The 24,939-nt window shown below is 57.7% G+C and carries 21 protein-coding genes and 1 riboswitch; of the genes, 11 read left to right on the forward strand and 10 right to left on the reverse strand.

Annotation, left to right across the window (positions count from 1 at the left end; genetic code table 11):
• Window positions 1–10 precede the first annotated feature (10 nt).
• Genes CLH62_RS19140 through lpxL form a run of 4 tightly spaced genes read right to left on the reverse strand, consistent with a single transcriptional unit; the run spans window position 11 to window position 4,154 of the window.
• On the reverse strand, window positions 11–1,057 hold the full coding sequence (locus CLH62_RS19140; RefSeq protein ID WP_099619793.1) for a glycosyltransferase: 1,047 nt from the start codon (window positions 1,055–1,057) through the stop codon (window positions 11–13).
• A complete protein-coding gene (locus tag CLH62_RS19145; protein ID WP_099619794.1) occupies window positions 1,054–2,169 on the reverse strand; it encodes a glycosyltransferase family 4 protein in 1,116 nt (371 codons plus the stop codon). The genes CLH62_RS19140 and CLH62_RS19145 overlap by 4 nt, the downstream gene beginning before the upstream one ends.
• A complete protein-coding gene (locus CLH62_RS19150; protein WP_099619795.1) occupies window positions 2,166–3,155 on the reverse strand; it encodes a mitochondrial fission ELM1 family protein in 990 nt (329 codons plus the stop codon). Before CLH62_RS19150 ends, CLH62_RS19145 begins: the two co-directional genes overlap by 4 nt.
• Window positions 3,156–3,206: 51 nt before the next feature.
• The gene (gene lpxL, locus CLH62_RS19155) at window positions 3,207–4,154 is read right to left on the reverse strand and encodes an LpxL/LpxP family Kdo(2)-lipid IV(A) lauroyl/palmitoleoyl acyltransferase (RefSeq protein WP_211285853.1); all 948 of its coding nucleotides are present in this window, start codon (window positions 4,152–4,154) and stop codon (window positions 3,207–3,209) included.
• A 122-nt stretch (window positions 4,155–4,276) separates the two neighbouring features.
• Between lpxL and waaA the strand changes: the two genes are divergently transcribed.
• Entirely contained in the window at window positions 4,277–5,530 is a 1,254-nt protein-coding gene (gene waaA / locus CLH62_RS19160; protein WP_099619796.1) for a lipid IV(A) 3-deoxy-D-manno-octulosonic acid transferase, read from the forward strand.
• A gap of 48 nt (window positions 5,531–5,578) precedes the next feature.
• Here the strand turns inward: waaA and CLH62_RS19165 are convergent, their stop codons facing one another.
• Window positions 5,579–6,937 (reverse strand): TolC family outer membrane protein, encoded by a 1,359-nt coding sequence (locus CLH62_RS19165; RefSeq protein WP_099619797.1) that lies wholly within the window; start codon window positions 6,935–6,937, stop codon window positions 5,579–5,581.
• Between the two features lie 182 nt (window positions 6,938–7,119).
• Window positions 7,120–7,242, forward strand: a riboswitch (TPP riboswitch).
• Window positions 7,243–7,329: 87 nt separating this feature from the next.
• On the opposite strand from CLH62_RS19165, the gene thiC reads away from it, so the two are divergent.
• From thiC to cpdA, 4 genes are all read left to right on the forward strand, one after another.
• Window positions 7,330–9,207, forward strand: a complete 1,878-nt coding sequence (thiC, locus tag CLH62_RS19170; RefSeq protein WP_099619877.1) for a phosphomethylpyrimidine synthase ThiC — start codon at window positions 7,330–7,332, stop codon at window positions 9,205–9,207.
• Window positions 9,208–9,769: 562 nt separating this feature from the next.
• Window positions 9,770–10,387, forward strand: a complete 618-nt coding sequence (locus CLH62_RS19175; RefSeq protein ID WP_099619798.1) for an NUDIX domain-containing protein — start codon at window positions 9,770–9,772, stop codon at window positions 10,385–10,387.
• Window positions 10,387–10,872: a DUF1249 domain-containing protein gene (locus CLH62_RS19180; protein ID WP_099619799.1), complete on the forward strand. Its 486-nt coding sequence runs from the start codon at window positions 10,387–10,389 to the stop codon at window positions 10,870–10,872. The genes CLH62_RS19175 and CLH62_RS19180 overlap by 1 nt, the downstream gene beginning before the upstream one ends.
• Window positions 10,873–11,077: 205 nt before the next feature.
• Window positions 11,078–11,884 carry a 3',5'-cyclic-AMP phosphodiesterase gene (cpdA, locus tag CLH62_RS19185; protein WP_099619800.1) on the forward strand — a complete coding sequence of 269 codons (807 nt, stop codon included), beginning with the start codon at window positions 11,078–11,080 and terminating at the stop codon, window positions 11,882–11,884.
• Here the strand turns inward: cpdA and metE are convergent.
• Complete coding sequence (gene metE, locus CLH62_RS19190; RefSeq protein WP_099619801.1) at window positions 11,878–14,157, reverse strand: 5-methyltetrahydropteroyltriglutamate--homocysteine S-methyltransferase; 2,280 nt, start codon at window positions 14,155–14,157, stop codon at window positions 11,878–11,880. The two genes, cpdA and metE, sit on opposite strands and share 7 nt — an antisense overlap.
• A gap of 119 nt (window positions 14,158–14,276) precedes the next feature.
• Here metE and CLH62_RS19195 point away from each other — a divergent pair, with 119 nt between their 5' ends.
• The 3 genes from CLH62_RS19195 (at window position 14,277) to CLH62_RS19205 (ending at window position 17,011) form a co-directional block, all read left to right on the forward strand.
• A complete protein-coding gene (locus CLH62_RS19195; RefSeq protein WP_099619878.1) occupies window positions 14,277–15,167 on the forward strand; it encodes a LysR family transcriptional regulator in 891 nt (296 codons plus the stop codon).
• A gap of 45 nt (window positions 15,168–15,212) precedes the next feature.
• Window positions 15,213–15,605 (forward strand): glycine cleavage system protein GcvH, encoded by a 393-nt coding sequence (gene gcvH / locus CLH62_RS19200; protein ID WP_099619802.1) that lies wholly within the window; start codon window positions 15,213–15,215, stop codon window positions 15,603–15,605.
• A gap of 209 nt (window positions 15,606–15,814) precedes the next feature.
• Window positions 15,815–17,011, forward strand: a complete 1,197-nt coding sequence (locus CLH62_RS19205) for a class I SAM-dependent rRNA methyltransferase (protein ID WP_099619803.1) — start codon at window positions 15,815–15,817, stop codon at window positions 17,009–17,011.
• A 53-nt stretch (window positions 17,012–17,064) separates the two neighbouring features.
• On the opposite strand, the gene CLH62_RS19210 is transcribed toward CLH62_RS19205, so the two are convergent.
• A complete protein-coding gene (locus CLH62_RS19210; protein ID WP_099619804.1) occupies window positions 17,065–17,721 on the reverse strand; it encodes a histidinol-phosphatase in 657 nt (218 codons plus the stop codon).
• A 174-nt stretch (window positions 17,722–17,895) separates the two neighbouring features.
• On the opposite strand from CLH62_RS19210, the gene CLH62_RS19215 reads away from it, so the two are divergent.
• The 3 genes from CLH62_RS19215 to CLH62_RS19225 all read left to right on the forward strand — a co-directional run bounded on the left by CLH62_RS19215 (window position 17,896) and on the right by CLH62_RS19225 (window position 22,111).
• Window positions 17,896–18,426 carry an RNA pyrophosphohydrolase gene (locus tag CLH62_RS19215; RefSeq protein ID WP_099619805.1) on the forward strand — a complete coding sequence of 177 codons (531 nt, stop codon included), beginning with the start codon at window positions 17,896–17,898 and terminating at the stop codon, window positions 18,424–18,426.
• A gap of 15 nt (window positions 18,427–18,441) precedes the next feature.
• Window positions 18,442–20,748, forward strand: a complete 2,307-nt coding sequence (gene ptsP, locus CLH62_RS19220; protein WP_099619806.1) for a phosphoenolpyruvate--protein phosphotransferase — start codon at window positions 18,442–18,444, stop codon at window positions 20,746–20,748.
• Window positions 20,749–20,869: 121 nt separating this feature from the next.
• On the forward strand, window positions 20,870–22,111 hold the full coding sequence (locus tag CLH62_RS19225; RefSeq protein ID WP_099619807.1) for a patatin-like phospholipase family protein: 1,242 nt from the start codon (window positions 20,870–20,872) through the stop codon (window positions 22,109–22,111).
• Between the two features lie 82 nt (window positions 22,112–22,193).
• On the opposite strand, the gene hslU is transcribed toward CLH62_RS19225, so the two are convergent.
• The 3 genes from hslU to CLH62_RS19240 form a co-directional block, all read right to left on the reverse strand.
• The gene (gene hslU, locus CLH62_RS19230) at window positions 22,194–23,522 is read right to left on the reverse strand and encodes an ATP-dependent protease ATPase subunit HslU (RefSeq protein WP_099619808.1); all 1,329 of its coding nucleotides are present in this window, start codon (window positions 23,520–23,522) and stop codon (window positions 22,194–22,196) included.
• 12 nt (window positions 23,523–23,534) lie between these two features.
• Window positions 23,535–24,065, reverse strand: coding sequence for an ATP-dependent protease subunit HslV (gene hslV, locus CLH62_RS19235; protein WP_008170810.1), 531 nt, complete (start codon window positions 24,063–24,065; stop codon window positions 23,535–23,537).
• A 231-nt stretch (window positions 24,066–24,296) separates the two neighbouring features.
• Window positions 24,297–24,938, reverse strand: coding sequence for an SPOR domain-containing protein (locus CLH62_RS19240; RefSeq protein ID WP_099619809.1), 642 nt, complete (start codon window positions 24,936–24,938; stop codon window positions 24,297–24,299).
• Window position 24,939: the final 1 nt, after the last annotated feature.

Below are 24,939 nucleotides of genomic sequence, written 5' to 3' on the forward strand. Positions count from 1 at the left end.
TTCCCGGATTTTAAGCAATCGCCTCGAGATAGAGGGTTTCGGTCTGAGCCACCATGGCCTCGAGCGTCAGCGTTTCCCGGGCAAACGCCATTGCCGGTTGTTCCGCTTCATTCAGGGCATCCAGGTCGGTTAACCATCCGGACAGCAGGTCTGCGAGGTTTTGGTCGCTGTGCCCCGGGCTAACTGCTGCGGCTGGAAGAATATCCCGGGGCCCGGACACCGGCGTTGATACAACTGGGCACCCGTATAGCAGCGACTCCACCAGGACATAGGGGAATCCCTCCCGCCTGGAGCTGATCACCGTCAGCTGGGCCTGCTCATAGACCGGCGCCAGGTTCTGGCAGAAACCTGCAAGGGTGACCTGTTTTTCCAGGCCGGATTGGCGGATAAGACCTTCAAGCGGCTGTCGCTCGCTGCCCTCACCGAAGATGGTCAGGTGACAGGATACTGTTAATGCTCCAAGCCTCGACCAGGCCCTGATTAGGGCATCGAAGCCTTTTACCGTCTCCAGTCGTCCGACGGCAATCACATTGGTGATACCTGTTTGCAGCGCAGGACTGTCTTCGGATCCCAGGGGCCTGCGCGTGACGTCCACACCGTTGTAGATCAGGTGTTTGTTGGGGTGCTGCAGAGTCCTGAAAATCTGAGGGCTGACAGCAATAACCCGGTCAAGGCGATCAAAGGCTTTATGACTGGATTTGGTGCCATGAACCGTGCCCACCCGCACCCGCACCCGTGCCAATTTTCCGGTTTTGCTGGCAAGTTGCGCGGCCTTGTTGCCTTGAGCGTGAAGAATATCCGGCGACAGCCGGCGCAGGCATCGGCGGAGGGCCAGTTGCAGCCACAGGTTCCGGCGCCCCAGATGGAAGGGTAGCGGATGAAATCCGACATTAGCCGGAAATTTCTCACGGTAAGCCCGGTGGCCAAGCACATGGACCCTGTGACCGCGGTCGGCCAGGGCTCCGGCCAGATCGGCCGTGTGTTGCTCCATGCCACCCCAGGTTGTGCCGGGCGTTGCGAGGAGAAATGCGATGGTTAATCGTCTCGACGGGTTCATGTCCGGTGAGCGGCCTGCTTCAGTACTTTCTCGTAAACCTGCAATGTCGCCTCCGTTTGCGCCTCAAGACGGAATCGATAGGGAATGTCGATGGCCGGCGGTTCGGAATCGAGCAGCCGGGATACCGTCTGGGCGAATTCCCCAATATTGTCCGGTGGCACCAGTCCTTCTTTGAAGCAGGCCTGCAAGGTTTCCGCTGCCCCTCCCCGGTTATAGGCAACAACGGGTGTGCCGGAGGCCAGGGCCTCGGTAACCGTCCTGCCGAAGGGTTCCGGTTTGGTGCTCATGTGGCAGACCACATCTGCCAGCAGATACAGGGTCGTCATGTCATTGCGCTGCCCGAGGAAACTGACCTTGTCGGTCAGGTCCAGGCGGGCGCGTTCTTTTTCCAGCTCTTCCAGGAAATGCTCCTTACCGGGTTCGGCGCCGCCCACGATGATTCCATGGCAATCCGGCCGTTCCCGTAGCAACTGCGCCATCATGGCCAGGAAATCCAGTTGGCCTTTCCAGCGTGAGATGCGACCGGGCATCATAATGATTTTCTGGTCAGCCAGCTGGGGGTACTGCCGGAACCAGCGGTCCAGCCATTGGGAGCTGAGCTCCCGCTGTCGGAAGGCATCGACATCCACGCCACGCTGGATGACCGTCAGTTTTTCTTCCGGTACGGGATAGTTGTCAAGAACATAGTTCTGGACACACTGGGACACGGCGATTATGTGGTCAGCCCGGGTCATGATCGCGCTGTAGGGGTTGACCGAATACATGCCATGAAAGGTGGACACGATTGCAGGGCGTTCATGGGCCGGAATGCTTTTCAGGGCCAGGAAAATGATCCAGGCCGGCATGCGGGAGCGGACATGCACAATGTCCGGATTCAGCTCCCGCAGCAGTTTTCGCATTGGCAGGATCTGCCCGAAAGACGCCGGGGTCTTCCGGTGTATGGGCATGAATATGTGTTTCGAGCCCTGGCCGCGGAGCTGCTCGGCCATGGGGCCACCTTTTGAGACAACAAACGATTCGTGGCCGCGTTTGACGAGGTCCGCGGCGAACTCCACGGTGCCCCTTTCCACTCCGCCGCTGTAAAGCGCCGGCAGTGCCTGGAGAATTCTCAACGCTTGGTCCCCTTGTGGTGGCGTTGGTTGGCTTTGTGTTTCTGTGGCAGAAGCCCCTGTTCCAGTACCCAGCGGGCGGCACGATTGGCTTCCCAAAGGGTGTGAGCATGGCTGACCTTGCCGGCCATGACACTGGCATGGTCGCGCCACTGGCCAATGTATCCCTCCCGGACCAGCCGGTCTACGCCCTCCGCTACCCGGCTGCCGGGCCTGGCGGATAACTCGAAAAGCCCGGTCGGAACACCGGAAGTCGCGGCTTCGCATACCATGGACATACTGTCCGGCGTCACCCAGACTGCCCGAGAGGCAGACAGCTGGTGGCTGAGCCAATCCTCGTGAGTTTGCTGCGGGTGAACAACGGTAATCCGAAGCCCGGCGAGTTCGTCCAGTCGATCCCGAAGTGCTTCCGGGGTTCGCCTGGAACTGCTGATGGTCCAGCGCCAGTCCGTATATTGCCCGATCAGGTGGGACACCTGCCCGAAGATGACATCATCTTCCCAGTCAAAATGCGGTGAAGGTCCGCCGACCAGCAGAAGCGCTTCCCGCTTCTCGGTGATCTTTGCCAGAGGCGTTATGGTATTCACAACACCCTCGGTAACGAATACTCGGGAATCGCGCTGGGTACGGTCATGGGCAGGAATCAGAGCACCGCTGACCAGCGACAATGGGAAGCCGGGCTTCATTATGACCAGTGTTCTGGTTCCCCGGAGCTTTCGCAGGGACAGTAACAGCCGGTGCGTGCCTGATCCTGCTGCGATCACAAGATCGGGGTGTGGCAGTTCCGGTTCCATATGTGGTGCAACTGCCAGAAGGGTTCGCCAGAGCGGAACCTTTATGCCGGAGGCGTCGATCCAGTACAGGCTTGCCCCGGCGAGCACGCGAAGTCGATTGCCTAGACCTTTCAGCTGGTTCCGGTGCCCCGGCTTGTTGTCAGTCAGAAGCCACACCACTGGTGCGGCCGAGTCCTGGTCACTGGGCTTTGGCATGGTTGTCAGGCACTGAATGCCCGCCTCCTTGTTGCCCCGGGGTTGTAGGGGTCAGCGACGGCCATAAAAGCCGGGATCGTTCGGGTCCGGACGAGTCTTGAAGCGCCGGTGCATCCACAGGTACTGGTCCGGGGCGCGTCGGACTTCTCTTTCGATAGTCTTGTTAATCAGCGTTGCATCCTGAAGGTCGTTCCCGCTGGGAAAGTCCTCCAGAGCCGGGTGGAAGTAAATATCGTACCCGGGGCCGTCTTCCCTGCGGAAGTGACTGAAAGGTACTACCTTGCAGCCACTGCGTTCGGCAATGCGTGAGGTTGCGGTGATGGTGCCTGCGGGAATGCCAAAGAAGGGCGCGAACACGATGTCTTTGCGACCATAATCCTGGTCCGTGGCGTACCACACCGCACGGTTTTTCTTCAGGCTGCGGAACAGGCCCCGCAAATCTCTCGCGCCCAGAACGATGCCATACCGGCGCTCACGGGCCCGGGTCATAACTGCGTTCATTAGCGGGTTGTTGTGATCACGCTGCATCACGTCAGCTTCAATGAATTCGGTGACCAGGCTGCCACCCAGGTCCAGAGTGCTGTAATGGCCGCCAAGCAGCAGAACGCCTTTGCCTTCGGACAGGGCTTTCTCAAAATGCTCCAGGCCATGAACCCGGGTGATGTCTGTCAATCCGGCCGGGTTTCGGAACCAGGCAATCCCCAGTTCCAGCAAACCGATACCATTGGCGATAAAGGCGTTGCGCACGAGCGCAGACTGCTGCGCGGCGCTGAGCTCGGGAAAGCACAGCCGGATATTAACCTCGGCAATGTGGCGGCGGCTACGAGCAAGGTGGTATGCCAGCAGTCCGGCAACCTTGCCAAGCCACCACTGGACGCGGATCGGCAGCCGGGAAACACACCACATGGCCAGAATGCCTGACCAGGTAGACCACCAACGGGGGTGCAGGTAGGCAGAGTAATCGGTATTTCGCGGTTGTTTGCGGTATTTCCTGTTCACGTAAAGCGGGTCCTTCCAGGTCGTGTCTTGATCGTTCTCGGCTCACTGGACAGTCCGATCAATCGGAAGCAAATCAATAGGTTTTGCGCTATGATAGCGCACTGTTTTGCCCGGAGTCCTGTGTGCTGCAATTTATCTATTCCCAATTGATAAGGCTCATTTTGCCGTTCATTTTGCTGCGCCTGTGGTGGAACGGTCGCCGTGCACCGGATCTCAGGCGTAACTGGCATCAACGCCTCGGGCTAGTGCCTGCTATGAGTGGAACCGTGGTCTGGGTCCACGCTGTTTCTGTGGGCGAAACCATTGCCGCCGCACCCATGATCAGACGCCTTCTTGCCCGAAATCCGGGTATCACTATTCTGATGACAGCCATGACCGATACCGGGCTGGCCCAGGCCCAGAAGATGTTTGGTGATCAGGTGCATTATGCCTACGCGCCTTACGATACTCCGGGCGCTATCCGACGGTTTCTGGACCGGGCCAACCCCCGGATATTGGTCATCATGGAAACCGAAATCTGGCCGAACATGATTCGCCAGTGCCGGGCCCGCCGGGTTCCTGTTTTTCTCATCAATGCCCGTCTGTCCGAGCGCTCTGCGCGCGGGTACGAGCGAATCCGAAGCCTTGCAGCACCCATTATGCGAAGTATCAGTTGGGTTGCCGCCCAGGCGGAAAAAGATGCCGAACGGTTCCGTCGCATAGGTGTTGCACCAGCGAAAGTGGCTGTCACGGGCAGCGTCAAGTTTGATGTTGATATTCCGGATGAGGTCCGGGCGGCTTCCAGTGCACTGAGGCAGAGCCTGACCGGCCGGCCAGTCTGGATTGCCGGCAGCACGCATGGCAGCGAGGATGAACAGCTGCTGGCGGCACACCGGAAGGTGTTGCAAGCCCATCCAGAGGCCCTGCTGATTCTGGTTCCGCGACATCCGGACCGCTTTGAGTCAGTGGCCGAGAAAGCCATGCGGGAGGGGCTCAGCCTGGCCCGGCGATCGCTGGGTGAAGACCCTGGCAGTGCGCAGGTGTACCTGGGCGACACCATGGGCGAGCTGATGATGCTCTATGGCGCCAGTGATCTGGCTTTCGTCGGTGGTTCGCTGATTGAACGTGGGGGACATAATCCCCTGGAGCCGGCTGGCTGGGGGATTCCGGTTTTTTCAGGGCCCTTCATTTTCAATTTCGAGACCATATACCAGCGTCTGCTTGATGACAAAGGTGTCAAACTGGTTGCCGATTCAGATGATCTGGCTGCCCATGTGTCATCGCTGTTCAGTGATGAGCAAGAGCGTAAAGCCATTGGCCGCAGGGCTCTGGCTGTGGTTAATAAAAACCGGGGAGCCCTGGACAAGGTCGTCGATGGTATCATTGAGCGGGTCTGAATCGAGGCGGGGCCGAAAGGCGGGCGAGCCGGATCACCCGCCTGGCTATTATTGGGTCGGGTCGTCGAGTGTTTCGTCCTCGTTTGCCAATGCCTCAATGCCCGGAGCGGTCTCGCTCAGCCATTTGTTCAGCTCGAGCAGATCCTGCGGGCTGAGAGTACCGGCTACCTGTTTGAGCTGAAGTGAGTTGATCACATAGTCATAGCGGGCGTTGGCGTAGTCTCTCAGCGCCACGTAGTAGGCTCGCTCGGCATCCAGTACCTCAACGATGTTCCGTGTTCCCACCTGATAGCCCGCACGGGTTGCATCCAGGGCACTACGCCGGGAAATAATGGTCTGGGCCAGGGCCGAGGCAGTCTCAATGTTGTTGTTTACCGTCAGGAACAGGCTCCGGGTATTCACCCGGACATCCCTTCGCACCGTATTGAGCTGTTGTTCAGCCACGGTCATCAGGGAGCGTTGCTGGCGCACGGATGCCTGGGTGCCACCACCGGAATACAGTGGCACGTTCAGGGTTACGCCGATGACGCCTTGGGTACCTTCGAACTGGTTAGTCCTGCCGCCATCAATCTGGGTGTCGCCATAGGACGCGGTCAGATCCAGGGTCGGGTAATGGCCGGCTTTGGCTACTTTCAGGCTCGCTTCGCTGGCGTTCAGTTCGTAGATGGCAGACTGAATGGACCAGTTCTGCGCGAGGGCCACTAGTTCCCAGGCGGACGGGTCCGTGGGCTCTGGCCGGTCAAGCGGAAAGGCCCTGCGCAGGTTTTCAATATCTTCCGGGTAATCACCGGTCAAACGTGCCAATTGCTCCCTGGCAATATTGAGCTGATTTTCCGCCGCGATTCGCAGGCTCTTGGCATCGTCGTAACTGGCGCGTGCTTCATAGACTTCGGTAATGGCGATAAGGCCGACGTCAAAGCGCTCTTGCGCCTGTTCGTACTGGCGCTGGATGGCGGCCTCGGTGGCCAGAGCGGTGGTCACCGTGTCGCGGGCCCTGAGTACGTTGAAGTAGGCCGTTGCAACGTCCAGGATCAACTGCTGCTGGGCGAGGTTGTATTGAGCCCGGGCCGAATCAGTCTGGAATTGGCTGGCATCGTAGCGGAACCATGCATCGGCGCGGAACAGCGGCTGGTTCAACTGGACCCCGTAACTCGTAGACTTGTAGGAGGTGTTCTGGGTTTCCCCGTCAAGATCTGTATGGTTGGCTTCGCCGAAGGCGCCTACCTGGGGCAGCAGGGCGCTCTGACTGACGTCGCTGGCGGCCTGCTGGGCCTCAAAGCTCGCGCGGGCAGCGGCAATGCCGGAGTCGTAAGAAAGTGCTTTCTCATAGGTCTCGACCAGATCCATGGAAAGAGCAGGCTGGGCTGCCATGAGGCCAATAAGTCCGGAAAGCAGTCGTTTCTTCATTATGTCTCCTGAATACATTTACGCGTCTGCACCCGTTTTAAGGGGCGCTTAAGGCAACAAGCCACGCTGGGCGGCCTTGTTTTCCTGAGCCGCCGGGGTCTGGTTGGCCATTATGGACAATAATTGCCCGCACCTCTACACTTGCAAACAGCACTCATTTCGAGTGTCATGCTATACAGATTCGCGTCTTGACGGGGTGCTGGTCTGCCTTTTTATGAAATAGGGGCAGCCGGCTGAGATTGCAACGCAGAACCCGCGACCTGATCCGGATAATACCGGCGTAGGGATTTAAGACCACAATGCTGAGTGGCCAGTATTCTCGCAATTGGAATCCGTGCCGAAGCTCCGTCATACGCGACCCGAAAACCAACGAACTGTTCCGGGAGCGAATGATGACAACTTTACCAGATTACCTCAGTGATTCCGCCCAGGTGGATTCCGCCGCCATCAAGCCTTTGCCGAGCTCACGCAAGATCTACGTAGAGGGCAGCCGACCCGATCTTCGGGTGCCTATGCGGGAAATTTCCGTGCAGGATACGCCAACAGAGATGGGAGGCGAAAAAAATCCTCCGGTTGTGGTGTACGACACCTCCGGCCCCTATACAGATCCTGAAGCCACTATTGATCTGCGTAAAGGCCTGAAACCACTCCGTGCCGCCTGGATTGCCGAGCGGGCCGATGTTGAGCAATTGCCCCGCTACTCTTCCGAGTTCACCCGTCGCCGCATGAAGGATCCGCAGCTTGATCCGCTTCGGTTCATGGATGAACGCAAGCCACTCCGGGCCAAACCGGGCCACAATGTCTCGCAGATGCACTACGCCCGCCAGGGCATTGTGACGCCGGAGATGGAATACATCGCCATCCGGGAAAACCTGAAACTGCAGGAAGCCAGGGAACAGGGACTGCTGAAAGACCAGCACCCCGGGCAGTCCTTTGGCGCCAGCCTGCCGGATGAAATCACCTCTGAATTTGTACGGGATGAAGTGGCCCGTGGCCGCGCGATTATCCCGGCCAACATTAACCACCCGGAATCCGAACCGATGATCATCGGCCGTAACTTCCTGGTGAAGATCAACGGCAACATCGGTAACTCTGCAGTGAGCTCCTCCATCGAGGAAGAAGTCGAGAAACTGACCTGGGGTATTCGCTGGGGCGCGGACACCATTATGGATCTGTCCACCGGCAAGAACATACACGAAACCCGGGAATGGATTATCCGCAACTCCCCGGTACCGATCGGCACCGTTCCCATATACCAGGCTCTCGAAAAAGTAGGCGGCGTAGCTGAAGACCTGACCTGGGAAATCTTCCGGGATACCCTGATCGAGCAGGCCGAGCAGGGTGTGGATTATTTCACCATCCATGCCGGCGTCCGCCTTCACCATGTGCCGCTCACCGCAAAGCGCACCACCGGCATCGTTTCCCGGGGCGGTTCGATCATGGCCAAGTGGTGCCTGGCGCACCATCAGGAAAGCTTCCTGTACGAGCATTTTGAAGACATCTGCGAAATCATGAAAGCCTACGATGTCTCCTTCAGTCTCGGCGACGGCCTGCGCCCCGGCTCCATCGCCGACGCCAACGACGCTGCCCAGTTCGGTGAACTGGAAACCCTGGGTGAACTCACCAAGATTGCCTGGAAGCACGATGTGCAGTGCATGATCGAGGGTCCCGGTCACGTGCCCATGCACTTGGTGAAGGAGAACATGGACAAGCAGCTGGAATGCTGCGACGAAGCCCCGTTCTATACCCTCGGCCCACTGATCACCGACATCGCCCCGGGTTACGACCACATCACCTCCGGCATCGGCGCTGCCATGATCGGCTGGTACGGCTGCGCCATGCTCTGTTACGTCACCCCCAAAGAGCACCTGGGTCTACCCAACAAGGACGACGTGAAAACCGGCATTATCACCTACAAGATCGCCGCCCACGCCGCCGACCTGGCCAAAGGCCACCCGGGCGCCCAGATTCGCGACAACGCCCTCTCCAAGGCCCGCTTCGAGTTCCGCTGGGAAGACCAGTTCAACCTCGGACTGGACCCGGACACGGCCCGTGCCTATCACGATGAAACCCTGCCGAAGGAGTCCGCCAAGGTGGCCCACTTCTGCTCCATGTGCGGCCCGAAGTTCTGTTCCATGCAGATTTCCCAGGAAGTTCGGGATTATGCCAGGGAGCATGGACTTGATGAGGTTTCTGCGATTGACGCGGGCATGCAGGAGAAATCCCGGGAGTTTGTTGAGTCTGGAAGTAAGCTCTACGACAAGATCTGACTCTCGGGTTTATTTTCTCCCAGCCTGACAATTCCGGAATGTGAGCCGGGGAGGCGGCCCCGTTCAGAAAACGACTCGAGACGTCCCTGTGCGTCTCGGGCTCCGCCATCCCTGGCTCCGCACGTTTCTGAACGGGGCCGCCTCCCCGGCTCAATCTGACTCGGGCAATATCGCCTTGAAGCCCCGCCTTTGCTAGCAAGGCGTCGTTCTCAGATTCTCGTTTGACGGGTGTTATTTGCGAATTGCACGTTGTTAGATCGGGTGTGTCGGGACTTTCCTTCCAAAACTGTGCGGAGCCATGGATGGCGGAGCCCAAGCGCCACATGGGTGAGGCCGAGCGTTTATGAAGCGAAGCTTCATGCGACAGCCGAACGACTGCAATCTATGATTGCAGGCTGGACCCCGGAGGGGTGCCGCAAGGAGCGTGTTTTGGAAGGAAAGTCCCGACATGCCCACCACCAAACTCACAGGCTAGGGCCAAAGCCAAAGTATAAGAGTGGAGCTTGAAGTAAGCCCTAACAAAAGGCTATCGTTCAAAGTCGATTCAGCAACCGGATAAAAGATGACCAAGCCGTTCCAGTTCAAAGCCAGCGACGTCAAAGTCGAAAAACGCGAAACCGTCTTCCAGGGCTTTTTCCGCATGGACAAGCTCTGGCTGACACACGCGCGTTTTGATGGCCGGGAAATGCCCGTGTTTACCCGGGAACTGTTCATCCGGGGCGACGCCACCTGCGTGCTTCCCTATGACCCGGAGCGGGACGAAGTCGTGCTGCTTGAACAGTTTCGCCTCGGCGCCCTGGGTCGCGACCAGTCACCCTGGTTGCTTGAGCTGGTCGCCGGTATGAACGAGGATGGTGAAAGCCCGGAAGAGGTTGCCCAGCGGGAAGGACAGGAAGAGGCCGGGCTTACGTTTGAACCGCTGGACAAGATTTGCGATTACCTGGTTTCACCCGGTGGCAGCACCGAGATGATCCACCTCTATTGCGGTCGCGTCAGCACCGAAGATGCCGGCGGACTTTATGGCATGGAGCATGAACACGAGGATATCCGTGCACATGTGGTGTCTGCGGAAGATGCCATAGCGATGATCCACGATGGTCGAATCAACAACGCCGCCGCCATTATTGCTCTGCAGTGGCTCGAACTTAATCGGGCCCGTTTGAGACAAGGGTGGCAGTAATGGGTGAGTGGACCATGAAGCCCAAGCGGTATGTTCCGGACCTGCGCCAGCTCGGTGCCCTGTGTGATGGCAACTACCGGAGACTGCAGAAACTGCGTCAGCTGGAAGTGGACGGCAAGCCGGTGTGCGAGTTTGAGTTGCACCGGGAGAATCATTATCTGGGTCGGGTCCGCATCCAGGTGCTGCAAACCGCACGATTCACCGAAACCCTGTTGCTTGAGCAGGTGCACAACTCGGGGCGCTGGCTCAATAATCCGCAAATGACCGTTCGGGTTTATCACGATGCTTCAATGGCGGAGGTCATCAGTTGCTACCGGGACCGCCAGATTGCCCCTGTAAATGACTATCCCAACCGTTTTATGCACCACCCGGACGAGAAGGTCCAGGTCAACGGCTTCCTGGCCGACTGGCTGGATTATTGTTTGCGGTTTGGGCATCTTCCCATGGAACATGCCGCCTGGTCTGCCGGTGAAGGCGTCGACTGAAACGACGTTTTATAGAGCGGCAGGCAGTACTGAAGTGGTGTGGTTATGGCTTTCTGATGTGCCATAGTTGTCAAAAATTGCAATATATTGTCAGAGCCTGGCCAGAATGTGACTTTTGTTCGGTTCACAAGTGATAAATCCCTGAACTCACGTCGTACACTTGTGTCCAGATGAAGTGTTGCGCAGAGAGTAGATCCAGAACGCCATGACCATCAAGGAAAAAACCCGGCCGCTCCGGGTATTACAGCTGACCGATCCGCACCTGATGGCCCGTGCCGACGGGGATCTGCTGGGCGTTAAAACCCGGGAGAGCCTGCAGGCTGTGATCAGTGAAGTGTTGAGGGTTCACGGCCAGCCGGATCTTATCCTGGCAACAGGGGATCTTGCTCAGGATGGCTCGGTGGATGCCTATCAGGTGTTCGGCGACAGCCTGAAAGTGTTTTCCTGTCCTTCTGTATGGATTGCCGGTAATCACGACCATGTCGAGAACCTGGAAAGAGTCGCCGCTGAGTATGGTGCGAACCACCGCCATGTGATCCAGGGCGGTTGGCAGTTTGTGATGCTGGATTCGTCTGTGCCCGGCAAAGTCTTCGGCGCCCTGGCTGACTCTGAGCTGGAATTTCTGGCAGAAACGCTGGCAAAACATCCGCACCTGCCGGCGGTTGTCGCGCTGCACCACCATCCTGTGGATATCGGCTCAGACTGGATGGAGAAAATCGGCCTTACCAACCGGGAGGCCTTCTGGCGGGTTGTGGACAGGTTTCCCCAGGTAAAAATTGTGTTGTGGGGGCATATCCATCAGGAACACGAACTTGAGCGCCATGGGGTGCAATTGATGGCCACGCCGTCTACCTGCATTCAGTTCACCTCCGGCTCCAGCAAGTTCGCGGTTGAGGACTTGCCGCCCGGCTATCGCTGGTTCGAATTCCATGACACCGGCGACTTCACTACGGAAGTCTGCCGGGCCACGGAGTTCCAGTTCGATCTGGATCAGAGCAGCACCGGTTACTGAATTCCCTCCCGTAATTCCCGAGCTGCCGCGACCATGTTTTTCAGGGCCGGAATCACTTCCTCCCATTGACGGGTTTTAAGTCCACAGTCCGGGTTTACCCATAGCCGCTCGGCTGGAATCTGCTCCGCGGCTTTCGTCATCAACGCCTTCATCTGCCCCTTGGCCGGAATGTTGGGCGAATGGATGTCGTAGACGCCGGGGCCAATATCGTTCGGGTACTGAAAACCGCGGAACGCGTTGAGAAGCTCCATGTCAGACCGGGATGTCTCGATGGTGATCACGTCTGCATCCATGCGGGCGATGGCCTTGATGATGTCGTTGAACTCTGAATAGCACATGTGGGTGTGGATCTGGGTTCCATCGCCGACACCGTTGGCCGCGATGCGAAACGCCTCAATGGCCCAGTCCAGATAACCTGCCCAGTCCGATTTGCGGAGGGGGAGGCCTTCCCTCAGGGCGGCTTCGTCTATCTGGATAATGCCAACGCCGGCGGCTTCCAGATCAAGCACTTCCTCGCGAATCGCCAGTGCCAGCTGCAGGCAGGTATCCATGCGGGGCTGGTCGTCCCGTACGAAGGACCAGTTGAGAATCGTCACGGGACCGGTCAGCATGCCCTTTACTGGCTTGTCGGTCAGTGACTGGGCGTAGCGAATCCATTCCACGGTCATGGCTCTCGGGCGGGAAATGGCGCCGAACAGGATGGGCGGTTTCACGCAGCGGGAACCGTAAGACTGGACCCACCCGAACTGGCTGAAGGCATAACCTTCAAGCTGTTCGCCGAAGTATTCAACCATGTCGTTGCGCTCTGCCTCGCCATGCACCAGAACATCCAGGCCCAGGGCTTCCTGCTCGTCAATGCAACGTCTCACTTCCTCACGGATCCGTTGGGTGTAGGCTGCCTCTGTCAGTTCGCCTTTGCGAAACTGCAGGCGAGCCTGACGGATGTCCTGTGTCTGGGGGAAGGACCCGATGGTTGTGGTTGGATACGGGGGCAGGGCAAGTTTCTGTTGTTGCACGGTGATGCGTTCAGAGTAGGGGCTTTGCCGGTCACCGAGGTCCGGGCGGATTGCCTGGATTCGGGCTTCTATCGAGGGATTACGAACCCTGTCGGACATTTCCCGGCTTTTGGTCGCCGCCGCGGATTCAGCCAGTTCCTGACGGACTGCGCTTCTGCCCTGGTTCAGTGCGGTGGCCAGTATATCCAGCTCGTCCAGTTTCTGAAGGGCAAACGCCAGCCAGCTGCGTATTTCAGGGTCCAGCTTGTGTTCGATGTCGAGATCTACCGGCACATGCAGTAGCGAGCAGGACGGCGCCAGCCACAAACGATCGCCCAGCTTTTCATGGACCGGTTCCAGCCAGTCCAGGATTTTACCCAGATCTGTTCGCCAGATATTTCGGCCGTTGATAACACCCAGTGAAAGGTGCTTGTGGGGTGACAGCCAGTCCACAACCCGGGCTGCTTCCTGTGGCGAGCTGACAGTGTCCAGGTGCAGGCCGGCAACCGGCAGTTCGCAGGCCAGTTGCAGATTTTCCCGCAACTCGCCGAAGTAAGTGGTTACCAACAATTTTGGGCTGCTGGTTTTGAGATGGTAGTAGGCCAGGCTGAAGGCGTGGCGCCAGTCAGCATCCAGATCCGTGACCAGGGCTGGCTCGTCCACCTGAACCCAGTCAATGCCGTGGTTCGAAAACAAGTCCAGAAGTTCCGAATACACGGGCAGAAGAGACTCCAGCAGGGTCAGTGGGTCGCTGTCGTCTTTGGCTTTGCCTAGCCAGAGATAGGTCACCGGGCCAATAATGACCGGTTTAGGAGACAGTCCTTGGGCCCGGGCTTCGCTGATCTGCTCAATCAGGCGGTCGGCATTCAGCCGGAAACGGGTGTTCCGGTGGAATTCCGGCACGATGTAGTGGTAGTTGGTGTCGAACCACTTGGTCATTTCTCCGGCCTGTACGCTGCAGCAGGAAGGATCGTGGCCGGACCGGCCCCGGGCCACCCGGAAATACCGCTCCAGGGCGCTGCCCTCCGACTTGCTTACACGCTCGGGCAGGTTACCGAGGGTGAAACTCATATCCAGCACCTGATCGTAAAACGAGAAATCGCCTACCGGCACCCGGTCGAGATTTCGATGACTGTGCCAGTGCGTTCGGCGCAGACCGGCACCAGTGATTTGCAGTTCTTCTTCGCTGATTTGCCCTTTCCAGAAGGCTTCCTGGGCAAATTTCAGTTCCCGGCGGGCGCCAATGCGCGGGAAGCCAAGATTGTGGGTGGTCACCATGGTTTGTCCTCTGGTCAGTCGTGTTGATTGCAAGAGAAGGAAGGTTACCGCTCTGGTTAGATGAAAAATAATGGTAAAATTTCAGGTAACTATGAAACTGGCTCATGTTTGGAGGCGAGATGATTGAGCGTGGCCATCTGGAGATCCTCAGGGCAGTGGATCAGCAGGGTTCGCTGACGGCGGCGGCCGAGCGGCTGTATCTGACCCAGTCGGCCCTGAGTCATTCGATCGGAAAGCTGGAGCAGCGGCTTGGCACGGACATCTGGGTACGAGAGGGGCGGCAACTCCGGTTGACACAGTCAGGTGAGTATTTGCTTTCCCTTGCCACCCGGCTGTTGCCGCAGATCGAACATGCGGAGATGCTGATTGGTCAGTTCGCCAGGGGGCAGCGGGGAACCCTTCGCATCGGTATGGAGTGCCACCCGTGTTACCAGTGGCTTCTGAAAGTGGTGGGGCCCTATCTGGAGCTGTGGCCGGGCGTGGATGTGGATGTAAAGCAGAAATTCCAGTTCGGTGGCATTGGTGCCCTGTTCGGCCATGACATCGATATGCTGGTGACGCCGGACCCGTTACATCGCCCCGGCCTGATCTTTGAGCCGGTGTTCGATTACGAACAGGTTCTGGTGGTGGGTGCGGACCACCCGCTGGCAGGTAAGCCCTGGGCAGAACCGGAGGATCTGGAAAACGAAACTCTGATTACCTATCCGGTGGAGATTGAACGGCTGGATATCTACACGCGCTTTCTCCTGCCTGCCCACACCAGCCCCGCGCGCCATAAAACCATAGAAACCACGGACATCATGCTGCAGATGGTGGCGGCAGGGCGTGGCGTGGCGGCCTTGCCTCGATGGCTGGTGGAAGATTACGGGGGGCGGATCCCGGTAAAAGCGGTGCAGCTTGGCAAGGAGGGTATTCCCAAGCAGATCTTTCTGGGTCTTCGCGAGCGGGATCGGACGGTGGATTATCTGAATTCGTTCATGAAGCTGGCAAGAGAGGTTCGCTGGAGCTAGTGTCTTCGGTTAAACTGCGCAAAAATTTGTCCAGGAAAGCAGACTATGAGTGAGATACCCGCAGACCTGAAATACATTGAAACGCACCAGTGGGTTCGCGTGTCTGACGACGGCACGGCGACGGTTGGTATTACGGATTTTGCCCAGGAGCAGCTGGGTGATGTGGTTTATATCGGTGTTCCGGATGTGGGTGCGACGGTTAACGGCGGTGAGGAGGCCGGCGTGGCGGAGTCGGTGAAGTCTGCTTCGGATGTGTTCAGCCCGGTGACCGGCGAGGTTATTGAGGTGAATGAGAGCCTTGAGGATGAGCCGGAGAAGGTCAATGAGGATCCTTATGGCGATGGCTGGCTGTACAAGGTGAAGCTGGTGGATGCCGGTGAGCTGGATGGCCTCATGGATTCTACGGCTTATGCGGAGCATGTGGCTGCCGAGGAATAAGGCCGTTTGTTAATCTCCGTGCAGGAGCGGGCGGGCAGGGCTTTCGAAAACGCGCTCCTTGCGGCACGTCCATGTGACGCTTGGGCTCCGCCATCCATGGCTCCGCACAGTTTTCGAAAGCCCTGCCCGCCCACTCCCGTGCATCTGTGCGACGCCTCGTAAGTTATAATCGCGCACTCTTATTTACCCTTGTTTGGCTGGTGTTTCTCATGAATTTTCCGATTTTGTATCTTCGAAAAGGCGCAGAACGCCGTCTCCGTGCAGGCCATCTTTGGGTTTATAGCAACGAGGTGGATACCCGCCGCAGTCCGCTGACGGATTTTGAGGCCGGTGTTCAGGCGGAGCTTCGGGCGGCGAATGACAAGCCGCTGGGCACGCTGTTTGTGAATCCCCATGCGCTGATCTGTGGGCGATTGATCAGCCGGGATCCTGGCCATGGTATGACGCCGCAGCGGCTTACCCAGCGGATGGAAGTGGCTCTGGAGTTGCGGAACCGACTGTTTGATAGGCCGTTTTACCGTTGGGTTTTCGGGGATAGTGACGGGCTGTCCGGGCTAGTGATTGACCGGTTTGACAGCACGGTCGTGGTGCAGATTTCCACTGCGGGTATGGAGCTGATGAAGGAGGCGGTTGTCCGGGCTATTCAGCGTCTGGTGCATCCGGAGGCGATCATTCTCAAGAACGATGGCAAGATGCGCAAGGTCGAGGGGTTGGATACCTATGTGGCGCAGGCCCATGGCCCGGAGGTCAGTCTGCTGAAAGTTGAGGAAAACGGGGTCCGTTTCGAAGTACCGTTGGAGGGTGGTCAGAAGACCGGTTGGTTCTATGATCACCGGATGAATCGTCAGCGTCTGCAGGCTTATGCGCCGGGCAAGCGGGTTCTGGATGTGTTCAGTTACGTCGGTGGCTGGGGAATTCAGGCGGCCTGTGCCGGGGCCACTCAGGTGACCTGTGTGGACAGTTCGGCAGGCGCGATTGATTCGGTTCATCATAATGCCAGGCTCAATGGCCTGGACAATGTGGAGACGATTGAGGGCGATGCCTTTGAGGCGCTCAAGGCGCTGGCGGATGAGAAGGAAAAGTTCGATATCGTGGTGCTGGATCCGCCGGCACTGATTCCCCGGCGCAGGGATCAGAAGGCGGGGGAAGAAGCCTATGCGCGGCTGAACCAGTTGGGTCTGCGGTTGCTCGAGCGGGATGGCATTCTGGTGTCCGCGTCCTGCTCGATGCATCTCTCGCAGGAAAAGCTGGTGGATATTATCCGAGGCAGTGGCCGCAAGATTGACCGCTTTGTCCAGTTGCTGGAACAGGGGCATCAGGCCCCGGACCATCCGGTGATTCCGGGGATTCCTGAAACCGATTACATCAAGTCCTGTTTTGTCCGGTCATTGACCGGCTTCTTCTGAGAAAGGTAAAAGCGGGTCAGATGAACGCTTTCATCTGACCCCATGTTCGCGTTTCAACCTCGCAGTGACATCACTTTCCAGCCATTTTTCTTTGCGAACGCCTCCAGAGTCGGGTCCGGGTCAACGGCTACCGGGTTGTCCACTTTCTTCAGTAGCGGCAGGTCGTTGTGGGAGTCGCTGTAGAACCAGGCGCCTTCAAGCGTCCTGCCATGGGCTTTCAGCCAGTCCTTCAGGCGTTTGACCTTGCCGTCCTGGAAGCTCGGGGTTCCCGCCACTTCGCCAGTGTAGCGGCCGTTGACCAGTTCGGGTTCGGTGGCAATCAGATGCTCAATGCCGAGCGCCTCGGCAATGGGCTCGGTCACGAAGCGGTTGGTGGCAGTAATGATCATCAGGGTGTGGCCCTGCTCCCGATGGTTGTTCAGGAGATCTTCGGCGCTGGCCTGCATCATGGGCCGCACTTTTTTCTCCATGAAAGCTTCCCGCCAGGCCAGTAGCTCGCTCATGTTGTGGTTGGCCAGGGGCTGAAGGGCGAAGCCAAGGTAGTGCAGGATATCCAGCTCGCCGTTCAGGTATTCCTGATAGAAACGGTCGTTGGCAAGGCGATATTCCTCGGCATCCACAATGCCTTCCTCTACCAGAAATTCACCCCAGGCATGGTCGCTGTCGCCGGCCAGAAGGGTGTTGTCCAGATCAAAAATTGCGAGCGTCAAGCTGTTACCTCCGGTGATCACAGGGCTTGCGGGAAAGCGCAAAGTCTAACACGACCTGTCCTCAACGGCTGCGTTTGCCGAACCCTTGGGATTCTGTAAGAATGAGAGCAACTTGGATAAATCCGACCGGTGAATTTTTATCCCGGTCTACCGACTTTTTAAGAGGACTGTGCCGTGATCGATTCAGACGGTTTCAGACCCAACGTCGGAATCATTCTGGCCAACCACAGGGGAGAGGTTCTCTGGGCACGGCGAATAGGGCAGGACTCCTGGCAGTTTCCACAGGGTGGCATCAAGCATGATGAATCAGCCGAGGAAGCACTGTACCGGGAGCTTGGAGAGGAAATCGGCCTTTGTGCGAACGATGTGGAAATCATCAGTTGCACCCGGGGCTGGCTGAGGTATCGACTCCCGAGGAGGATGGTACGGCACAACTCGCTCCCCGTTTGTGTGGGCCAAAAACAGAAATGGTTCCTGCTGAGGATGTTATCGCCAGACGCGCAGGTGTGCGTGGATGGTACGGATTCACCGGAGTTCGATGGCTGGCAGTGGGTAAGCTACTGGTATCCGTTGGGCCAGGTGGTTTCATTTAAGCGTGAAGTGTATCGACGTGCGCTGAGAGAGCTTGCGCCGCGACTGTTCTACAACATGGAGCAGTGGCAACGGGCAGAGCAGAATCGGCGTTTAAAGGAACAACAGAAATGACGGACTGAGACCGCCATGCTGAGCATTCTGCGAAGTCTAGTACAAGAGGTAAACAGCGCCCGCGATTTGCAGGAGGCGCTGGATATCATCGTATCGCGGGTGCAGAAGGCCATGGCAACGGAGGTCTGTTCCGTCTACCTGCTCGATCCCGCTACCAATCGCTATATCCTGATGGCCACCGAAGGTCTCTACCAGAAAGCGGTCGGGCAGGTGAGTCTCGCGTATTCTGAAGGCCTTGTCGGTCTGGTGGGCGCCCGTGAAGAGCCCATCAACCTGGAGGATGCGCCGTCCCATCCGCGCTATCGCTACTTTCCGGAAACCGGGGAGGAGCGTTTCCGGTCTTTCCTCGGTGTTCCCATCATCCACCACCGTCGTGTTCTGGGCGTACTGGTTGTCCAGCAGCGGGAAAGCTCCCGGTGTTTCGATGAAGGTGAAGAGGCCTTCCTGGTAACCGTATCTGCCCAGCTGGCTGGTGTGATTGCCCACAGCGAGGCCACCGGCGCTATCAGTGGCCTGTCGCTGACAGGTGAAGAGGCTCACGATGTCAGCTTCAGTGGTGTACCCGGTGCTCCCGGTGTGGCTATCGGAACTGGTGTTGTGGTCTACCCGTCGGCGGATCTGGATGTTGTTCCTGAAAAACCCACCGACGACATCGATGGGGAACTGGAACTGTTCCGGTCTGCGGTGAAGGCGGTCCGGGAGGATATCGAACGCGTTGCCAAACGACTCGCCTCACAGCTGCGCCCGGAAGAACAGGCGTTGTTTGATGTCTACCTGAGAATGCTGGGCGACGATGCCATGCCCGGCGAGGTCGCAAACAAGATCCGGGAAGGGGTTTGGGCCCAGGGTGCGTTGAAACAGGTAGTTCAGCAATATATCCGTCACTTCGAGATGATGGAAGACCATTACCTCCAGGAACGCGCTGTTGATATCCGGGATCTTGGTCGCCGTCTGCTGTCTCATCTCCAGGAGGGGGAGCAGAAGCATCTGAATTACCCCGAGCGGACCGTCCTGGTGAGCGAGGAGCTGACGCCCGCCATGTTGGGAGAGGTGCCCAAGGGTCAGCTGGTCGGCCTGGTGTCGGTCAAGGGCTCCAGCAACTCCCACGTCGCGATTCTTGCCCGGGCCATGGGCGTGCCCACAGTCATGGGGCTGGTGGATATCCCGGTCAACCAGCTCGACGGCAGGGAACTGATCGTTGACGGTTTTGAGGGCCAGATATTCGCATCACCTTCCTCGGACCTGAGGTCGTTCTATCAGGCGATCTGTGAAGAAGAAGATGAGCTTATCCGTGGACTGGAAGTACTCAAGGACAAGCCCTGTGAAACCACCGATCATCACCGCGTTTCTCTGCTGGTAAACACCGGGCTGATGACTGACGTTGTCCGCTCGCTGTCCAACGGAGCTGAGGGCATTGGTCTGTACCGGACCGAAGTGCCCTTCATGATCAAAGACCGGTTTCCCTCCGAACAGGAGCAACGTGAGTATTACCGGGAGCAGCTCGAAGCCTTTGCGCCCAGCCCGGTAACCATGCGTACCCTGGACATCGGTGGCGACAAGGCGTTGACCTATTTCCCGATCCAGGAAGAAAACCCCTTTCTTGGCTGGCGTGGTATCCGGGTAACGCTGGACCATCCGGAGATCTTCCTGGTTCAGGTACGGGCGATGCTCAAGGCCAGCGAGGGCCTGAACAACCTGCAGATCATGTTGCCCATGATTTCGAATATTTCAGAGGTGGAAGAGTCCCTGCACCTTATTTACCGGGTGTATCACGAGGTTCGTGAAGAGGGTTACGACATACATATGCCCAAAGTAGGCGTGATGGTCGAGATTCCTGCCGCCGTCTATCAGATCCGTGAGTTTGCAGACCGGGTGGACTTTCTGTCGGTGGGCTCCAACGATCTGACCCAGTACCTTCTGGCGGTAGATCGCAACAACCCAAGGGTTGCCCAGCTTTATCATTCCTATCACCCGGCGGTGCTTCAGGCGCTGGTCAGGATTGCCCAGGACGCTCATTCGGTCGGGAAGCCGGTGGGAATTTGCGGAGAGTTGGCTGGGGACCCAGGTGGCGCGCTGTTGCTCATGGCCATGGGTTACGATTCTCTGTCCATGAACGCTGCCAGTCTGCCCAAGGTCAAATCGGTGATTCGAAGCGTTAGCCGGGAATGGGCCGTACAGCTACTGGAAGATGTGTTGCTGCTGGATTCTCCCCACGTCATCAAGAGTTGTGTGGATCTGGCCCTGAGAAACGCAGGGTTTGGCCGCTACCTGAGACCCGGCAAGTCAAGCGCCATGGCGGTTTCCGAGGCGGCAGTGTCCTGAGAACGGGGCGATTTGGTGAATATAGGGTGTAAATACTAAAACCGGTTGTTACCTTATTACCTGCAGTATCCGGCGGTTCAGAATACGGAATCGCATTTTTTCTCCGGAAAAAGGAAAGGCTATGAAGGCATCAGCTGATCTCAAATCCGCTCCCCGCATCGGGCTTGCCCTGGGCGGTGGTGGTCCTTTGGGCGGAATATACGAGATCGGAGCATTGCGTGCCCTCGATGAAGCGCTGGACGGCCTCGACTTCAACAATATCGATGTTTATGTCGGAGTAAATGCCGGCTCCTTTGTGGCGGCGAATCTCGCCAACCAGATGACCACCGCGCAACTGTGCCGGATTTTCGTTCGCAATGAGGCGGAAGTTCACCCTTTTCATCCAGAAGTATTTTTCCGTCCTGCGTTCCGGGAAATTGGCAGCCGTTTGCTGGCGGTGCCCGGGCTGGTTTCAACCGCGGTCCGAAGGTTTGTAAATAACCCCTATGATCAGAGCCTGCTGGAAGCCATGACCATTCTGGCGCAGGCATCGCCGGCGGGACTGTTTGATAACGAAGGTCTGCATGAGTACCTCAAGCGTGCCTTTACCATGCTCGGGCGAACCAATGATTTTCGTCAGCTGAAGCGTAGCCTCTACATTGTGGCTGCCGATGTCGAGAGTACGGAGGCGGTCTGTTTTGGCGCTCCTGGCTTTGATCATGTGCCCATTTCCAAGGCGATTCAGGCAAGCACATCCTCGCCGGGTCTATATGTGCCCGTGGATATTGATGGCCGCTATTATGTGGATGGCACCCTGCGCAAGGGTTTGCACGCATCCGTTGCCTTTGAGGATGGCGCAGACCTTGTGTTCGCCGTGAATCCCCAGGTGCCCATTGACGCCAGTGCCGCGGTTCGTGCCGGATCCATGAAGCCAGGTGAGCTGACCCATTCCGGTATGCCCAATCTGTTGTCCCAGATGTTCCGGACCATGGTGTACTCACGAATGCAGTCCGGTATTGCCCAATACGCCCGAGACTACCCCGATAAGGACATTCTGCTGTTCGAGCCCACTCGTGACGACGCCAAGCTGTTCTTCTCCAATGTGTTCAGTTTCCAGTCCCGGCGCATGGTTTGCGAACACGCCTACCAGATGACCCGGCGGGACCTTCTGAACCGCGCAGACCAGCTGGAGCCCAAGCTGGCGAAATACGGCATCAAACTGCGGAGGGATCGTCTGGAAGACGAACAACGCACGATCAGTACCAGCCTCTACGGTGAAATGCTGCCTCTGTATGTGGCCAAGGGCAGGAAGAAGAAAGCGGAGAAGGGGAAGTTGGCAGCAGGCCTTGGAAATGTCACCCACCTTTTCTCGAAAGCTGAGTAAGGCTCCTGGAACACAGTGCGGATGGGCAAATAAAAAAGGTCCAGATGACGATTCATCTGGACCTTTTTTCATGGCACTGAATTCAGAGAATGTACCGGCTCAGATCCTCGTCTTCCGCCAATTCTCCAAGCCTTTCATCGACATATTCGGCGGTGACCTCAAAGCCATCGGTGACCTCGTCACCGGCATCGAAGGACAGGGTCTCAAGCAACCGTTCAAGCACGGTATGAAGCCGCCGGGCACCAATGTTTTCGGTGCTTTCGTTAACCTTCCAGGCAACCTCTGCAATGCGGGCGATGGCATCTTCGCGGAAAGTCAGCTTTACGCCTTCTGTTAACATTAGCGCCTCATACTGCTGAACCAGCGACGCATCCGGTTCGGTCAGGATGCGCTTGAAATCCTCAGGCGTAAGTGCCTGCAGCTCTACTCGTATGGGCAGGCGGCCCTGGAGTTCCGGAATCAGGTCCGAAGGCTTGGACAGGTGGAACGCGCCGGAGGCAATGAACAGGATGTGATCGGTACGCACTGTACCGTATTTCGTACTTACCGTGCTGCCCTCGATCAGCGGCAACAGATCACGCTGGACACCCTCGCGGGACACATCCGATGAGGTATTCTCCGAGCGCTTGGCAACCTTGTCGATTTCATCAAGGAACACGATACCATTCTGTTCCACCGCCTGGATGGCCTTCTGTTTGATCTCTTCCTCGTTGACCAGCTTGCCGGCCTCTTCTTCCTTGACCCGCTTCAGGGCATCGGAGACCTTCATCTTGCGGGTCTTGCGCTTATCGGATGAGAGGTTGGAGAACATGCTTTGCAGCTGATTGGTCATCTCCTCCATACCCGGAGGCGCCATGATTTCCATGCCGGGACCCGAGTTGCGCAGGTCGATTTCAATTTCCTTGTCATCCAGCTCGCCTTCCCGGAGTTTTTTCCGGAACAGCTGGCGGGTGGATGAGTCCGAGCTGCGCTGGCTGTCTTCGTTCAGATCTCTCGGTGGCGGAATGAGCGCGTCCAGGATCCTGTCCTCCGCGGCATCCAGTGCCTGGCCTTCATGACGCTTCATCTCGGCTTCACGCAGCATTTTTACGGCCATGTCCGCCAGATCCCGAATAATGGATTCGACGTCACGACCAACATAACCCACTTCTGTGAACTTGGTGGCTTCCACTTTCAGGAACGGCGCATCGGCCAGCTTGGCCAGGCGCCGGGCAATCTCGGTCTTGCCGACGCCGGTGGGGCCGATCATGAGAATGTTCTTGGGGGTAATCTCATCGCGCAGGCTGCTATCCAGCTGCATCCGGCGCCAGCGATTTCTCAGGGCGATGGCTACCGCCCGCTTGGCTTCTTGCTGGCCCACGATGTGTTTGTTGAGCTCGTGGACAATCTCACGGGGTGTCATTGCAGACATGGTTGCTCCGGATCAGTCGTTTTTGGAGAGCACTTCAAGGGTGCGATTGTGATTCGTGTAGATGCAAATATCAGCCGCGATATCCAGGCCCTTCTCGACAATCTCGTGGGCGGACAGATCGGTGTTTTCGAGCAGTGCCCGAGCCGAGGCCTGGGCAAAAGGCCCCCCTGAGCCGATGGCAATCAACCCCTGTTCCGGCTCAATAACATCGCCGTTGCCGGTAATTATCAGCGAGGCGGTTTTGTCAGCCACGGCCAGCAAGGCCTCCAGTCGGCGCAGCGCCCGATCCGTTCGCCAGTCTTTCGCCAGCTCCACGGCGGCCCTTGTCAGGTTACCCTGATGTTTTTCAAGCTGGGCCTCGAATCGCTCGAACAGCGTGAAGGCATCGGCCGTGCCACCGGCAAAACCGGCGATTACCTGGCCGTTATAGAGGCGGCGAACCTTCCGGGCATTTCCTTTCATTACGGTATTGCCCAGGGAAACCTGGCCGTCGCCACCCATGGCAACTTCGTCATCGCGTCTGACGGAAAGAATGGTAGTCATTGGGGCTCCAATTGCCTGGTTAAACTTGGTATCCGGAAGTTATGGAGGCTTCTGGCTGGAATTCAAGAGCGCTCTGGCTTGAGAGAAGGCTCGGATTGGGTTTTTGCTTTACAAAACTGTGCGGAGCCATGGATGGCGGAGCTCAAGCGCACAGGGACGTATTCACAGCGTGTTTCGGAAGGCCTCGCTCTAAAGGCGCTTCCACCAAAACTAAGGACCAGAAAACGAAGATCAACCTTCCTTGGGAATCTTCCGAACCAAAGGCTGGATGCTGAGGGAAACCAGCTTGTCGATCGCAGAGTTCATCTGGCTGCGAGACGTGAACGGACCCACGTTGACCCGGTACCAGATGGAACCATTGTCCAGATCAATGCGCTGGATGCTCGCTCGCAGGCCCTGGAAGGCAATTTGGGCCCGTTGGCGTTCGGCGTCTTCCTTGCTGCGGAACGAGCCTGACTGCACCAGGTAGTCGAAGTCCTGTTGGGTTGGGCCAGGCGTGTATTCGTCAACCTTTGGAGGTACGACCTCGGATTCCGGCAACATGTCATAAAAGCGGAAGGCCGGTTTCCGGTCTTCCGGGCGAGCCGTTTCCGCCGGTTTCCTGGCTGTTTGTTGGGCCGGCTTTTCAGAAACTGACTGAACGTTGCCGCCCGGACCGGCCGGCAGGGAGTTCAGGTATACAATAAACCCGATAAACCCGCCGACGGCTGCCAGGGACAGAATCCACTTCAACGACAACCCCCCGTGCTGCGAGCGGGCCGTGGCTGCCGATTTTGGTCGTGCAGCCTTCGTCTTTGCCTGTTTTACCGGCTTGCGGCGCGGAGTGGCTGAAGCCTTGGCTGACCTGTCTTTACGGGCGTAATCTCGGGACATT

It is taken from the genome of Marinobacter guineae, assembly GCF_002744735.1.
GTDB classification, from domain to species: Bacteria; Pseudomonadota; Gammaproteobacteria; order Pseudomonadales; family Oleiphilaceae; genus Marinobacter; species Marinobacter guineae.

What these genes read in the sequence shown, in the direction of transcription:
- CLH62_RS19140 (WP_099619793.1), bottom strand. Translation starts at nt 1,057, where the DNA reads ATGAACCCGTCGAGACGATTAACCATCGCATTTCTCCTCGCAACGCCC.
- CLH62_RS19150 (WP_099619795.1), bottom strand. Translation starts at nt 3,155, where the DNA reads ATGCCAAAGCCCAGTGACCAGGACTCGGCCGCACCAGTGGTGTGGCTT.
- CLH62_RS19165 (WP_099619797.1), bottom strand. Translation starts at nt 6,937, where the DNA reads ATGAAGAAACGACTGCTTTCCGGACTTATTGGCCTCATGGCAGCCCAG.
- thiC (WP_099619877.1), top strand. Translation starts at nt 7,330, where the DNA reads ATGACAACTTTACCAGATTACCTCAGTGATTCCGCCCAGGTGGATTCC.
- CLH62_RS19175 (WP_099619798.1), top strand. Translation starts at nt 9,770, where the DNA reads ATGACCAAGCCGTTCCAGTTCAAAGCCAGCGACGTCAAAGTCGAAAAA.
- CLH62_RS19180 (WP_099619799.1), top strand. Translation starts at nt 10,387, where the DNA reads ATGGGTGAGTGGACCATGAAGCCCAAGCGGTATGTTCCGGACCTGCGC.
- cpdA (WP_099619800.1), top strand. Translation starts at nt 11,078, where the DNA reads ATGACCATCAAGGAAAAAACCCGGCCGCTCCGGGTATTACAGCTGACC.
- metE (WP_099619801.1), bottom strand. Translation starts at nt 14,157, where the DNA reads ATGGTGACCACCCACAATCTTGGCTTCCCGCGCATTGGCGCCCGCCGG.
- CLH62_RS19195 (WP_099619878.1), top strand. Translation starts at nt 14,277, where the DNA reads ATGATTGAGCGTGGCCATCTGGAGATCCTCAGGGCAGTGGATCAGCAG.
- gcvH (WP_099619802.1), top strand. Translation starts at nt 15,213, where the DNA reads ATGAGTGAGATACCCGCAGACCTGAAATACATTGAAACGCACCAGTGG.
- CLH62_RS19205 (WP_099619803.1), top strand. Translation starts at nt 15,815, where the DNA reads ATGAATTTTCCGATTTTGTATCTTCGAAAAGGCGCAGAACGCCGTCTC.
- ptsP (WP_099619806.1), top strand. Translation starts at nt 18,442, where the DNA reads ATGCTGAGCATTCTGCGAAGTCTAGTACAAGAGGTAAACAGCGCCCGC.
- CLH62_RS19225 (WP_099619807.1), top strand. Translation starts at nt 20,870, where the DNA reads ATGAAGGCATCAGCTGATCTCAAATCCGCTCCCCGCATCGGGCTTGCC.
- hslU (WP_099619808.1), bottom strand. Translation starts at nt 23,522, where the DNA reads ATGTCTGCAATGACACCCCGTGAGATTGTCCACGAGCTCAACAAACAC.
- hslV (WP_008170810.1), bottom strand. Translation starts at nt 24,065, where the DNA reads ATGACTACCATTCTTTCCGTCAGACGCGATGACGAAGTTGCCATGGGT.
- CLH62_RS19240 (WP_099619809.1), bottom strand. Translation starts at nt 24,938, where the DNA reads ATGTCCCGAGATTACGCCCGTAAAGACAGGTCAGCCAAGGCTTCAGCC.